Origin of the sequence: Enterobacter sp. Tr-810, assembly GCF_011752765.1 — a bacterium.
Taxonomy (GTDB): Bacteria; Pseudomonadota; Gammaproteobacteria; order Enterobacterales; family Enterobacteriaceae; genus Enterobacter; species Enterobacter soli.
The window spans coordinates 391,631-404,934 of the sequence record NZ_VWWW01000002.1; the positions used below are offsets into that span (position 1 = coordinate 391,631).

11 protein-coding genes are annotated in these 13,304 nt (G+C 54.7%); 3 read left to right on the top strand and 8 right to left on the bottom strand.

Annotated features, from left to right (window positions below):
• Positions 1 to 17 precede the first annotated feature (17 nt).
• Both rpmF and yceD read right to left on the bottom strand, forming a co-directional pair.
• Positions 18 to 191 carry a 50S ribosomal protein L32 gene (gene rpmF, locus F3J30_RS08440; protein ID WP_003857964.1) on the bottom strand — a complete coding sequence of 58 codons (174 nt, stop codon included), beginning with the start codon at positions 189 to 191 and terminating at the stop codon, positions 18 to 20.
• 16 nt (positions 192 to 207) lie between these two features.
• Positions 208 to 729, bottom strand: a complete 522-nt coding sequence (gene yceD, locus F3J30_RS08445) for a 23S rRNA accumulation protein YceD (RefSeq protein WP_014069783.1) — start codon at positions 727 to 729, stop codon at positions 208 to 210.
• A gap of 140 nt (positions 730 to 869) precedes the next feature.
• On the opposite strand from yceD, the gene F3J30_RS08450 reads away from it, so the two are divergent.
• The gene (locus tag F3J30_RS08450) at positions 870 to 1,454 is read left to right on the top strand and encodes a nucleoside triphosphate pyrophosphatase (protein ID WP_014069782.1); all 585 of its coding nucleotides are present in this window, start codon (positions 870 to 872) and stop codon (positions 1,452 to 1,454) included.
• Positions 1,455 to 1,541: 87 nt separating this feature from the next.
• Here F3J30_RS08450 and rluC read toward each other — a convergent pair whose 3' ends face one another.
• A complete protein-coding gene (rluC, locus tag F3J30_RS08455; RefSeq protein WP_041162037.1) occupies positions 1,542 to 2,489 on the bottom strand; it encodes a 23S rRNA pseudouridine(955/2504/2580) synthase RluC in 948 nt (315 codons plus the stop codon).
• 571 nt (positions 2,490 to 3,060) lie between these two features.
• Between rluC and rne the strand changes: the two genes are divergently transcribed.
• Positions 3,061 to 6,177 (top strand): ribonuclease E, encoded by a 3,117-nt coding sequence (rne, locus tag F3J30_RS08460; RefSeq protein WP_166716948.1) that lies wholly within the window; start codon positions 3,061 to 3,063, stop codon positions 6,175 to 6,177.
• Positions 6,178 to 6,225: 48 nt separating this feature from the next.
• Here rne and F3J30_RS08465 read toward each other — a convergent pair whose 3' ends face one another.
• Entirely contained in the window at positions 6,226 to 7,158 is a 933-nt protein-coding gene (locus F3J30_RS08465; RefSeq protein ID WP_166716949.1) for a LysR family transcriptional regulator, read from the bottom strand.
• A gap of 109 nt (positions 7,159 to 7,267) precedes the next feature.
• Here F3J30_RS08465 and F3J30_RS08470 point away from each other — a divergent pair, with 109 nt between their 5' ends.
• Entirely contained in the window at positions 7,268 to 8,482 is a 1,215-nt protein-coding gene (locus tag F3J30_RS08470; protein WP_166716950.1) for an MFS transporter, read from the top strand.
• Positions 8,483 to 8,560: 78 nt separating this feature from the next.
• On the opposite strand, the gene flgL is transcribed toward F3J30_RS08470, so the two are convergent.
• The 4 genes from flgL to F3J30_RS08490 form a co-directional block, all read right to left on the bottom strand.
• Positions 8,561 to 9,514, bottom strand: coding sequence for a flagellar hook-associated protein FlgL (gene flgL, locus F3J30_RS08475; RefSeq protein ID WP_014069778.1), 954 nt, complete (start codon positions 9,512 to 9,514; stop codon positions 8,561 to 8,563).
• Between the two features lie 14 nt (positions 9,515 to 9,528).
• Positions 9,529 to 11,169, bottom strand: coding sequence for a flagellar hook-associated protein FlgK (flgK, locus tag F3J30_RS08480; RefSeq protein ID WP_014069777.1), 1,641 nt, complete (start codon positions 11,167 to 11,169; stop codon positions 9,529 to 9,531).
• A 75-nt stretch (positions 11,170 to 11,244) separates the two neighbouring features.
• Positions 11,245 to 12,201 (bottom strand): flagellar assembly peptidoglycan hydrolase FlgJ, encoded by a 957-nt coding sequence (flgJ, locus tag F3J30_RS08485; protein WP_166716951.1) that lies wholly within the window; start codon positions 12,199 to 12,201, stop codon positions 11,245 to 11,247.
• Positions 12,201 to 13,298 carry a flagellar basal body P-ring protein FlgI gene (locus F3J30_RS08490; RefSeq protein ID WP_014069775.1) on the bottom strand — a complete coding sequence of 366 codons (1,098 nt, stop codon included), beginning with the start codon at positions 13,296 to 13,298 and terminating at the stop codon, positions 12,201 to 12,203. The genes flgJ and F3J30_RS08490 overlap by 1 nt, the downstream gene beginning before the upstream one ends.
• Positions 13,299 to 13,304: the final 6 nt, after the last annotated feature.

A 13,304-nucleotide genomic window follows, 5' to 3' on the forward strand; every position in this document is an offset into this window, starting at 1 on the left:
ATCACGCTTGCGCGTAATTACTTAGTGATTACCTTGCGGCCACGGTAGAAACCGTCAGCAGTGATGTGGTGACGCAGGTGTTTCTCACCAGAAGTCTTGTCTACAGACAGGCTGGTAACTGCGGTCAGCGCGTCATGGGAACGACGCATGCCACGTTTGGAACGGGTTGGTTTATTCTGTTGTACGGCCATGGACCTTACTCCTCAATTACTTACGCTTTAAGCTGGCTAATACGGCAAATGGGTTTGGTTTTTGCGCTTCATCAGGCAGTTCCCCAAAGACCATGTCCGCCTCGGACACTTCACAGTGTTCAGAATCATGCACCGGAACAACTGGCAAGGAGAGGATGATTTCATCTTCAACCAGAGCCAGAAGATCGATTTCACCGAATTCGTTAACCTCAATCGGCTCATACGCTTCCGGGAGTGCTTCAGCCTGTTCGTCAGAACGAACGGGACTAAAACAATACGTTGTGTGAACATGCTGTACAAACGGTTTCCCGCAACGCTGACACGCGAGCGTTACCGTCACCTTTGCATCACCGGTTAAAACGGCAAGGCGCTGGTTATCGATAGCGAACGACATGGAGCATTCAACATCACTGTCCACACTGACTACGGATTCGGCAATACGCTCTGCCTGATCGGAAGAATAGATTCCTTCGTAATCGAGGCGTTTCTGAGCCGTACGAACCGGATCAAGAGTCAGGGGTAATTTTACCTTTTGCATAGGGCGCGCATATTAACTTTGTAACGTCATATAGTCAAAGAAAAAGGCAACCAGGGCTGCCTTTTGCCAATTATTCGCACACATTGCGGCCTGTAGTTTAAAATGGCTGGCATCGATACGCTATATCTGGTGATAAAAATATGCCAAATCTCGTTCTCGCCTCCACTTCCCCCTACCGTCGAATGTTGCTGGAAAAACTCGGTATCCCGTTCGAATGTGCCGCACCGGCCGTTGACGAAACCCCACAATCAGGTGAGTCACCACGGCATCTGGTCACACGTCTGGCGCAGGAAAAAGCCCAGTCTCTGGCTGCTCGTTACCCTGCCCATTTGATTATAGGCTCCGATCAGGTTTGCGTACTTGATGGTGTCATCACCGGGAAACCGCATACCGAAGAGAATGCCATCCAGCAGTTGATGAGCGCACGCGGCAATATCGTTACCTTTTATACGGGCCTGGCGCTGTATAACTCGGCCTCAGGCCATCTGCAAACCGAATGCGAGCCTTTCGATGTGCACTTCCGCCATCTCAGCGAGCAAGAGATTGTGGATTACGTACGTAAAGAACGGCCGCTGAACTGTGCAGGCAGTTTTAAAAGTGAAGGGTTGGGAATTGCGTTGTTCGAAAGACTGGAAGGCCGCGACCCTAACACGCTGGTCGGTTTGCCGTTGATTGCGCTTTGCCAGATGTTGCGGCGTGAGGCGTTAAATCCGCTGAGTGCGTGATTTAACCTTCGCGGCCTGATGCCCTCTCCCACAGGGAGAGGGTGCAAACATTAAAAACGACAACTTCGTTGCCGTTTTACTTCTACCTTAACCGCGCAGAACTTTCAGGCAGCGTTTCAGCTGTTCGTCCAGCGGCGCTTCAACACGCATCACCTCACCCGTCCCCGGATGGGTAAATTTCAGCGCAGCGGCATGAAGGAACAGGCGCGATAACCCGGTGCCTGCCAGCTGTTTGTCGAACTCCCTGTCGCCGTAACGGTCGTCAAATGCGATAGGATGCCCGGCATATTGTGTATGTACGCGGATCTGGTGCGTACGGCCCGTTACCGGGCTACAGCGCACCAGCGTGGCAAACTCAAAACGCTCTTCGACTTTAAAACGCGTCTCAGACGGTTTGCCTTCCTGGTTAACGCGCACAATGCGCTCGCCGCTTTGCAGGATATTTTTCAGCAACGGTGCCTGAACCACTTTCATATGGGACTGCCACTGACCACGCACCAGCGCCAGGTAATCCTTCTGCATTCCTTTATCACGCAACTGCTCGTGCAGGGAACGTAACGCAGAGCGTTTTTTCGCTACCAGCAACACGCCAGAGGTATCACGGTCGAGGCGATGCACCAGCTCAAGGAAACGCGCTTCAGGCCGCAAGGCACGCAGGCCTTCAATTACGCCAAAACTCAGACCACTGCCGCCGTGTACCGCCGTGCCCGATGGCTTGTTCAGCACCAGGATGTGATCGTCTTCATATAAAATCACATCGCTAAGGGCCGCGACTTTTTGCAATTTTGGTGAAACCGCCTCTTCTTCACGCTCGGCTACACGTACCGGTGGAATACGGACTTCATCGCCCGCTTCGAGTTTATATTCAGGTTTCACGCGTTTTTTGTTCACCCGCACCTCGCCCTTACGCAAGATGCGATAAATCATACTCTTTGGTACGCCTTTCAGTTGGGTACGCAAAAAGTTATCGATACGTTGCCCCGCTTCATCATCGGTGATGGCAACCATTTTTACGGCTGGAGTCTCTGTTTTCATGGTTGGCGATTCTAAATATCGTCACGCATTAGCGCCACTCATTTTTCTATGCTTATATTTACTTTTATCCGGCACGCTTTCTTCGTGCGCAATCGATTTGGTGGATATTAGACCAATCGCTTCGCTGAAGTGGAGAAACTGTGAGTAACCGGGTGATAATTGGTAAAAGTCATCTTGCTATAACCCGGCGAGCAGTGGAATAATGAAGCCGTTTTCCGTGTTAAATCCTGGTTAAGTAAGGATACTGACGGAATGACCAATTTTGTCTGACCGATCATCCACGCAGCAATGGCGTAAGACGTATTGATCTTTCAGGCAGTTAGCGGGCTGCGGGTTGCAGTACTTCCCGGTATAAGGATTGTTCTCTGGAGAGTTTTACCCAGGCAATTCCCCTGATAATTGCGCTGTGTTTCCGTATGAAATACAGGCAACCGACACTCTGCGCCTCTTAAGCGAGCGACAACCGTGAGGTTGGCGACGTGAATAGTCACGAGGCCATCGGTTCATACCCCGGAAAGCGTCACCTTGCCCGCAGCTTTGTCGTCAATGTAAGAATAATGAGTAAGTTACGATGAAAAGAATGTTAATCAACGCAACTCAGCAAGAAGAGTTGCGTGTCGCCCTTGTGGATGGGCAGCGCCTGTACGATCTGGATATCGAAAGTCCTGGACACGAACAGAAAAAAGCGAACATTTACAAAGGCAAAATCACCCGCATTGAACCAAGCCTTGAAGCTGCATTCGTCGATTACGGCGCTGAGCGTCACGGTTTCCTTCCTCTTAAAGAAATTGCTCGCGAATACTTCCCTGCCAACTATAACTCCCACGGTCGCCCGAACATTAAAGATGTGCTGCGCGAAGGTCAGGAAGTTATTGTTCAGATTGATAAAGAAGAACGCGGCAATAAAGGCGCTGCGCTGACCACCTTTATCAGCCTGGCAGGAAGCTATCTGGTACTGATGCCAAACAACCCGCGTGCGGGTGGTATCTCTCGCCGTATCGAAGGCGACGACCGTACCGAGCTGAAAGAAGCGCTGGCAAGCCTTCAGCTGCCGGATGGCATGGGACTTATCGTTCGTACCGCAGGCGTGGGCAAATCTGCCGAAGCATTGCAGTGGGACTTAAGCTTCCGTCTGAAGCACTGGGAAGCTATCCAGAAAGCAGCTGAAAGCCGCCCTGCTCCATTCCTGATCCACCAGGAAAGTAACGTCATCGTGCGTGCTTTCCGTGACTATCTGCGTCAGGACATCGGCGAAATTCTGATTGATAACCCGAAAGTGCTTGAGCTGGCTCGCCAGCACATCGCCGCACTGGGTCGCCCGGATTTCACCAGCAAAATCAAACTGTACACCGGTGAAATCCCGCTGTTCAGCCATTATCAGATTGAATCCCAGATCGAGTCCGCCTTCCAGCGTGAAGTGCGCCTGCCATCCGGCGGTTCTATCGTTATCGATACCACTGAAGCTCTGACCGCAATCGACATCAACTCCGCACGTGCAACACGCGGTGGCGATATCGAAGAAACGGCCTTCAACACCAACCTTGAAGCAGCCGATGAAATCGCCCGCCAGTTGCGCCTGCGCGACCTGGGTGGCCTGATTGTTATCGACTTCATCGACATGACCCCTGTACGCCACCAGCGCGCGGTTGAAAACCGTCTGCGTGAAGCGGTACGTCAGGACCGTGCGCGTATCCAGATTAGCCATATCTCTCGTTTTGGTCTGCTGGAGATGTCACGTCAGCGTCTGAGCCCATCACTGGGTGAGTCCAGCCATCACGTTTGCCCACGCTGTTCTGGTACAGGTACCGTTCGTGACAACGAATCACTGTCTCTGTCGATTCTGCGCCTGATTGAAGAAGAAGCGCTGAAAGAGAACACCAAAGAAGTCCACGCCATTGTTCCGGTGCCGATTGCCTCTTATCTGCTGAACGAAAAACGTGCCGCAGTCAGTGCAATCGAAGCGCGTCAGGGCGGCGTACGCTGCATCATCGTGCCAAACGACCAGATGCAGACCCCGCACTACCACGTGCTGCGCGTCCGCAAAGGCGAAGAAACCTCGACCCTGAGCTACCTGCTGCCTAAGCTGCATGAAGAAGAGATGGCCCTGCCATCTGATGAAGAGCCTGCCGAGCGTAAACTGCCTGAGCAGCCTGCATTAGCGACCTTCATCATGCCGGAAGCACCACCGGAAGCCGCACTGGAAAAACCAGCTGCGAAACCTGCGGTTCAAAAACCGGCACCAGAAGCGGTGAAAGCACAGCCAGAACAGCCAGGTCTTCTGAGCCGTTTCTTCGGCGCACTGAAAAAGATGTTCGCTGGCGAAGAAGCACAGCCAGAACAGCCACAGGAAGCACCGAAAGAGGCGAAGCCAGAGCGTCAGCAGGATCGTCGTAAACGTCAGAACAACCGTCGCGATCGCAATGACCGTAACGATCGTAGCGATCGTAACGAGCGCCGTGATAACCGTTCCGACAACAACGAAGGCCGTGAACAACGCGAAGACAACCGCCGCAACCGTCGTGAGAAGCAACAGCAAAACGTTGAAGATCGCGAAATTCGCCAACAGGCGGGCGATGAGTCTGAGAAGAGCAAACAGCGCGACGAGCAGCAGCCTCGCCGTGAGCGCAATCGTCGCCGTAACGACGACAAGCGTCAGGCTCAGCAGGAAGTTAAAAACCTGAACCGCGAAGCGCCTGTTGAACAGCAGGAGACCGAGCAGGAAGAACGTACTCAGGTTATGCCTCGCCGCAAACAGCGTCAGCTGGCTCAGAAAGTTCGTTTCGTGTCAGAGCAAACGGAAGAGACCGCAATTGTCGCTGCTGAAACCGTCGCTGAAATCGCGCCGAACACCCAACTGGCTAAAGTAGACCTGCCAGCCGTGGTCGACAACAGCGCAGAGCAGGATGAAAACGGTGAAGGCCGTGATAACGCAGGGATGCCACGTCGCTCCCGTCGTTCTCCGCGTCACCTGCGCGTAAGCGGCCAGCGTCGTCGTCGTTATCGTGACGAGCGTTATCCAGGCCAGTCGCCAATGCCGTTAGCCGTAGCCTGTGCTTCCCCGGAAATGGCCTCTGGTAAAGTCTGGATCCGCTATCCGGTTGCACGTCCAGAGCAGCTGGTTGAAGAAACGGTTGTGGCTGAAGAGATCGTGGCTCCAGTAGAAGCCGTGCAGGAAGTGGTAACAGAAGCCGCAACCGTTGTTGAGCCTCAGGCTGTTGAGAGTGCTCCTCATGCCGTTGCCGTGGAAACAACCCATCCAGAAGTGATTGCTGCGCCAGTTGCTGACGCTGTACACATCATCGCGGAAGAAGACACTGTGGTTGCTGAGCAGGTAGCAGAAGAAGTTGAACCTACCACACCGGTTGAAGAGATCGTTGAAGCTGTCGCTGAAGACGTGGTGGCCGAAGCACCCGTTGCCGTTGAGGTTAACGCTGAACCTGCACCTGTTGTTGCCGAAGCCATCGCGCCAGAAGTGAAGCCTGAACCGGTTGTCGAAGCGGCTGCCCGTGCTCACGTTGCCACTGCGCCAATGACGCGTGCGCCAGCGCCAGAGTACGTGCCAGAAGCACCTCGCCAGAGCGACTGGGTTCGTCCGAACTTTAACTTCGACGGCAAAGGCTCTGCCGGTGGTCACAGTGCAACGCACCAGGCGACTGCACCGGCTACCCGCCCACAGTCTGTCGAGTAAGTCTGCGTAACATAATAAAAGCCGACCTTCGGGTCGGCTTTTTTATGGCTACTGCTCGGGTTTTCTCATGCCGGCGATGTCCGGCATCACCTGGCGCATCATCTCCAGAAAACGCCGCAGACGCGCCGGATAATAGCGTGACCACGGATACACCAGATGCACAGGTAACGCCGCAGGTTGCCAGCCAGGAAGCAAATGCACTAACCGCCCTTCCTGAATATCCTCTTTGACCGTCCAGCTTGAAACAACCGCCACGCCCAGCCCGCTCAGCACGGTATTGCGCGCCACATGCAGGCTGTCGGTACTCAGTCTTGGGGTGATGGCAACTCGTGCGGGCAACTCAGAAACGCCATCGAATAACTCGATATGGCGCTGATAAAAAGTGTTGATCGCAATCCACGGCAGCGCAGAGAGATCTTCCGGGGTTTTCACGGGCGCAAACTGAGCCAGCAGCTCCGGCGATGCCACCACACAGCGCGGGACTTCCGCCAGCAGCACAGAAACGGTCGCCGGATCGATTTCAGCACCCACGCGGATGGCGCAGTCGAGATTATCGCTCAGGAAGTCGACCGACTTATCATTCAGCATCCACTCCACGGACAACTGTGGATAGCGCAGCAAAAATTGCGTGAGCGGTTTCAGAAGCTGATCCTGCCCGAAGGCATGGGGCGCACGAACCCGCAGCACGCCAACCGGTTCATCTTCGGTTTGTCCGACTTCATCTTCCAGCGCCAGCCAGCTATCAATCACCCGCCGGGCATGTTGATAACAGCGTTCGCCATCATCCGTTAATTTAGTTGCATGGGTGGTACGTAGCAACAACCGAACACCCAGCACGGTTTCCAGAGATTGCAAACGCCGGCTGACTGTCGCCTGCGTTGTGCCAAGCTGCCTTGCTGCCGCCGACAACGAACCCGACTCCACGATGCGTACAAACGTCCGCATCAGCTCAACCCTATCTATACGTTCAGTTCGCTTCATGATTTATCTGGTAAAACGTTTAACGTATAAGCGTTTTACCACCAGGGCGTCTACCACCACAAGGCTGACTGCGAAAAAATGTCCTCACACTATGACTGAGGAACGTCTTATGAACACAACAACTGTCACCCATGCCGTAAGCCGCTGGGTTATTTTTATGCTGGCGATGGGTGCCGGATTCAGCGTGGCATCGATTTACTATGCCCAGCCTCTGCTGCCCCTGATGGGTTCAGACCTGCATCTGAGTATCGAAGGCATGGGTCTGGTACCGACGCTGACCCAGGCAGGTTATGCGCTGGGTATTCTCTTCCTGCTGCCGCTTGGCGATCGCCATGACCGCAGAACATTAATCCTGATCAAAAGCGCCGCCCTGGCCCTCTTCTTACTGGGCTGTAGCCTGACCGGGCAGTTGCATTCCCTGCTGCTGGCAAGCCTGTTAATCGGGATGGCCGCAACCATGGCGCAGGATATCGTCCCTGCGGCAGCCATACTTGCGCCGGAAGGCAAACAGGGCAAAACCGTGGGCACGGTCATGACCGGCTTGTTACTGGGTATCTTACTGTCGCGTACCGTCAGCGGCGTGGTGGGTGAAGCCTTTGGCTGGCGCGTTATGTATCAACTGGCCGCCGTCAGTATTGCCATTATCGGCGCGGTGATGTGGGCGGTACTGCCGCGTTTTGCGACTCATTCCACGCTCAGCTATCCGGCACTGATGCGCTCAATGGAGCACCTGTGGCGTCTTTATCCGGCTCTGCGCCGTGCGGCACTGGCTCAGGGTTTCCTTTCGGTGGCGTTCAGCGCGTTCTGGTCAACGCTTGCCGTGATGCTGTTTGAGCGCTATCACCTGGGCAGCGCGGTTGCCGGTGGGTTTGGTATTGCCGGTGCGGCGGGTGCACTTGCTGCACCGCTGGCGGGTGGCCTGGCGGATAAACTGGGCGCAGGTAAAGTCACCCAGCTTGGCGCAGTACTGGTTACCGTCTCTTTTGCTCTGATGTTCCTGATGCCTGCCCTTGGCACACACGGACAATTGTTCCTGATTGCGCTTTCCGCCGTCGGTTTCGACCTTGGCCTGCAATCGAGCCTGGTGGCGCACCAGAACCTGGTCTACAGCCTTGAGCCGCAGGCACGTGGTCGTCTGAACGCCCTGCTGTTTACGGTAGTCTTTATCGGAATGGCGCTGGGTTCAGTGGCGGGCTCGAATATCTATTCCCTGGCAGGCTGGTCTGGCGTGGTCGCGCTGGCAACTCTATGCGGCGCCATTGCACTGGTGATCCGCTTGATTGAAAGCGCCCGAGTGATCTCTGCTCAGGCTGAAGCGTTATAAAAAAAATGCCCAATCCAGATACGGATTGGGCAGTCAAAACATGTCCAGTTTCGAGACATGTTCTAAGAGGTCAAGATGTTACTTGTTCAACTGGAATAGAGACATACCCTGCATATCGCTGAACGCTTTATAAGACGCCTGCAATGCCGCCTGCTGCATGGTGTAAGACGAAATCACCGAGTTCCAGTCAACGTCTACCAGGTCGCTCATCTGCTGAGTTTGTCCCAGCGCACGATCCTCGCCCAGCGTATCCAGTTTATCCAGCTCATTCAGCTTCGTACCCAAATCAGCACGCACCATCAGAACGTTATCCAGCGAGTTGCTCAGGCCACGGTTGGCTTTATCAATCGAAGCTGTCACGGCGTCAGCGGCAGTCTGGTCGTCGGTAACCGGGGTATTCAGCGCGGCAATGGCCGAATCCAGGATCTTAAACAGGTTCGTTTCCGGAGTACTGCCGTCAGGCTCTGGTTTTGCGTTGCTGGTGAACGTATCGAAAACTTCAGTGCCGGTATGGCTGATTTGCATGGTACGCGCCGAATCAACCTGCTGGCTGATTGGCGTCGAGCCGCCCTGGTAATCACCGGTTGTCGAATCAAAGGCCGGCGCTTCGGTTTTGTAACCGGCAAAGATATAACGGCCATTACCTTCGGTGCTGTTCGCCAGGTTCATCAGCTGATCGCGGATACCCTGGAGATCAGTTGCCAGCGAAGCGCGGTCGGTATCACTCAGCGTGCCGTTGCCCGCATAAACGACCTTTTCCTGCGCGCTCTGGATAGCCGATGTCACCTGCGACAACACGTTTTCTTCCAGAGAGACTTTGGTCGTGGCAAAGCTACGCGCCAGCGTAAACTGGCTGTTCTGGGCTTGCGCCTGAGACAGGACAACAGCCTGAGACGCGGCAATCGGGTCATCGGATGGGCGGTTTACACGCTTACCGGTAGACATCTGTTCGCCATACCCGAGCCAGAGACTCTGGGAGTTTGTCACTCCACGCATACTCTGCTCATACATCATTTGAGTGCTAATACGCATTTTTGACCCCGGTCTTAGCGAATATTGATTAACGCATCAAAGAGCGTGCTGGCAGTCTGAAGAACCTGCGCATTCGCGAGGTAATACTGCTGATAACGTTGCAGGTTGCCGTACTCTTCGTCCAGATTAACCCCGGAGATAGACTGCTGCTGTTTGGTCAGCTGCGTCACAACGTTGGTCTGCGTTTCGCTACTGGTTTTCAGCGATGCGGTGGTGCTACCTACCGTACTGACCAATGCAGCGTAAGCATCGTTGAAGGTCTTATTGCCACCAACCACTTTGGCGCTTTGCAGATCCAGCAGTTTTTGACCGTTGGTGTTATCGCTATTGCCACTGCCGCTGGCGGACGCCATTGCCAGTTTGGATTCGTCGCTAATCGCCAGGTCCATATTCATGATGACGTCGTTCACCGGCTTCACAACAAAGCTGTCTTTGGTGTTCGCAGAACCGCTGATGTTAACGTTCAGGCCGTCAAACGACAGGTTGCCGCTGCCATCAGGCGTTGCGGAGAAGCTGGTTTTGTCCGCCAGACGGGTTACCGTCCAGTTGGTGCCGTTGTATTCGACTTTGTAGTTAGTCGCCTGCACGGCGGAGCTGTCGGTTACGCTCGCCGTCACAGACGCACTGCCGGTATTTTTGCTGTTGCTCAGCACGGACGGAGAACCATAATCAAACAGTTTGCCACCCGCATCGCCATTGGCATCAAACCCGGCTTCATGCTGTTTATTCATGGCATCGGCAAACGCCAGCGCCATCTGGTTCAGCGAGTTACGTGCTTTATCCAGATCCTGAGAACGGAAGGTTAACAACCCGCCCAGGGAACCGGTGGTGATCTGTTTTTCCGGGATCTCAACGTTGCCAGCGGCCGCATCCACATACGCAACCGTGATACGCGAAGGATCGGCGCTGGACTGAACCGCCGCCAGCTGATTCGCGGTGCTGCCCTGAACGAGGTTGTAACCGTTCGCGAAGGAGATGTTGTAGGTACCGCTATCCTGCACGGCCACTTCAACACCCACGATCTGGTTCAGGTTATTCACCAGCTGGTCACGCTGATCGAGCAGTTCGTTCGGAGATGAACCTGCCCCCACACCGGTCAGACGCGAAATCTGATCGTTGAGGTTCGCGATTTGTTTCGCGTAGGCGTTAATCTGGTCGACGCTGCTGGAAATAGAGGTATTAACCTGCTTATCCTGATCGCGCAGATACTGGTCGTTAACCTTGAACTGGTTCACCAGGCCATCAGCTTTGCCGAGCACCGTCTGGCGTGCAGCCGGGTCGTCTGCATTACTGACCAGCGTTTGCAGGCTGGTAAAGAAGTCCTGCAACGTTGTGGACAGTGAGTTCGTGGTATCAGACAGCACGTCGTCAATTTTCGACATCTGCTGATAACGCGTTGTCAGTCCGCTGTTCTGGGTATCTGCTGCACGCAGCTGGTTAGTGATGAATGCATCATACTCACGCTGTACACCGGAGACATAAACCCCGTTGCCAACCCAGCCACCGCCTGTCAGCGTGCTGTTAGAGGCTCCCAGAATGGTGTTCTGGCGAGTGTAACCAGCCACGTTGTAGCTTGAAATATTATTACTGACGGTATTGAGTGCCGCCTGTGCAGCACTGAGGCCACTCATGGCGCTGTTAATCAAACTGGACATGGGGGTTCCTTTTATACTTTCAGACACGAGTCCTGATGAAGGTTATCGGCAGCCTCCACCGGGACTTGAGAACTTTCAGAACAGATTTTCGAGATCTGTGCTATAGGCTTTGCTGACTTTCTCGCCCATCGATTTCAGCTGCTGGATCATGCTGGTAAGCTTACGCGCATAGTTTGGATCGGTGGCGTAGCCCGCGTTCTGCAATGCTTGCGCGCCCTGCTCCGGCGTTGCCGCCTGGGTTACCGCGTTATAGCGCGGGTTGCGGCTCAGCACGTTCACGTAATCCGACAGCGCTTCCAGATAAGAGCTGTACACACGGAATTTCGCTTTCACTTTCACGGCGGCGCCGTTTTCGTATTCCGTGGTGGTTATCTCGGTCGTTGGCCCTTTCCAGCTGGAATTGGCCTTAACGCCAAAGATGTTAAAGCTTGGCTCACCGTTTTCTTTACGGATCTGACGTTGTCCCCAGCCCGACTCCAGCGCGGCCTGCGCCAGAATCAGGTGATGAGGTACGCCGCTCTGTTCACTGGCTAGCCGCGCAGGCAGGGAAAGCTGCGCCAGGAAGTCCTTGCTGTCACCGGAAAGCGGCTCGTCGCTGTTATCAGTCGCCTTCGGCATCGCTTTACGCACCATCTGCGTCAGCGCCTGGTTTTGATAACTGGTCACCGTTTCCAGGTCGAACTTCATCGGCACCTGCTGCGGCTGCTCTTCCTGCGCCTGCACACCCTGTGCGGCTTCGGTCTGTTTCACAATCATGTCAGCCAGACCCAAGCCCTTCCCGGCCGTCATCTGCTGCGCAATCTGCTGGTCATACATGCTGGTATAGAGTCGCGTTGAATCGCTGCTGAAAATCCCGTCTTTCGGCAGGGTTTCACGCATACTTTTCAGCATCATCTGTACAAACATCCCTTCCACCTGGCGGGCGACCGGGCGAATGTTCGCCGACGGATCTTTACCCGCTTTGGTTTTCAGTTCGTTGAGCGACTGGGCATCCCAGGCGGCACTGGTCAGCAGTTTGCTATCGGTCAGCATTAGATGATTTCCACTTTGGCGCGCAGGCAGCCTGCACTTTGCATTGATTGCAGAATGGACATCAGATCTATCGGCGTTGCACCCAACGCGTTCAGCGCACGTACCACGCTGTTCAGGTTGGCACTGGAGCGCACGCTTTGCAGCGAACCGCCGCTCTGGCGCATATCAATCTGCGTTTGTGGGGTCACTACCGTCTGGCCGCCACCAAATGGCGTATTCGGCTGACTGACGTTCGCGGAACGGTTCACTGTCACCGAGAGGTTGCCCTGCGCCACGGCGCAGCTATCCAGCATCACCTCGCGGTTCATGACCACAGAACCTGTACGTGAGTTAATAATGACTTTGGCATCCTGAAGCGGAACGTTCACTTCCATATTCTGGATATCCGCCAGCATCCGCACCTGGTTGCTACTGCCCGTTGAAGTACGGATCTGCACGGTACGTGCGTCCAGCGCGGTTGCGCTGCCGTAGCCACGGCTGCGGTTGATGGTGTCGGCAATTTGCTGCGCCATCGTGAAGTCTTCATTATTCAGTTGCAGGTTAATGGTGTTACCGGAACCAAACTGGGTTGGCAGTTCACGTTCAATAATCGCCCCGCCGGTAATACGTCCGCCGTTGAGCTGGTTCACCTGCACGCTGCTGCCGCCCGCAGATGCCCCCGCCCCGCCGACCAGGATGTTCCCCTGTGCCAGCGCATACACCTGGCTATCAACACCTTTTAATGGCGTCATCAGCAGCGTACCGCCGCGCAGGCTTTTGGCGTTACCCATAGAGGAAACCACCACGTCAATGGTCTGCCCCTGACGCGCGAACGCCGGGTAGGACGCAGTGACCATCACCGCAGCCACGTTTTTCAGCTGCATGTTGGTGCCCGTCGGTACGGTAATACCGAGCTGGGAGAGCATGTTGTTTAAGCTCTGGGTGGTGAATGGCGTCTGGGTGGTCTGGTCACCCGTGCCGTCCAGCCCCACGACCAGGCCATAGCCAATCAGGGAGTTTTCACGTACGCCCTGGACGCTGGTCAGGTCACGAATACGATCGGCCTGAGCAAAGGTAGCCACCAGAGTCAGCACCGCTGCGAAGAGGAATTTAAACATGAGTCA